The 294-nt window shown below is 45.6% G+C and carries 1 pseudogene; it reads right to left on the reverse strand.

What is annotated here, in order from left to right:
• A pseudogene (locus AB4585_RS28925) lies at positions 1–262 on the reverse strand (DUF1634 domain-containing protein); the annotation flags it as partial.
• Positions 263–294: the final 32 nt, after the last annotated feature.

Consider the following 294-nt stretch of genomic DNA (forward strand, 5'->3'; position numbering starts at 1 on the left):
CCTTAGTGTCATCGACAAGGGTGTCTTGTTCTTTCACCGAGAAATCCGCAACCTCAGTGCTTTCACCTGAAAGCGATAGGTCATCTTTATTATCTACGCTTTCAGACGTTGTTATTGGAACAGGCTCACTATTGGTCGGCTTCCCTGATCCCGATAGCAACCACCAAGCGATGAGACCCAATAGAATCACCAGCAAGGTAATAATAACGCCAGATTTGGCAGAACCATTGTGCGAAGGCAGGGCTGATTTAGTTGATTTCACTTTATTTCCTAGAGCAATAAGCTCACCTGGGT

Source organism: Vibrio sp. 10N.222.49.C9 (genome assembly GCF_041474985.1).
GTDB lineage: Bacteria > Pseudomonadota > Gammaproteobacteria > Enterobacterales > Vibrionaceae > Vibrio > Vibrio crassostreae_C.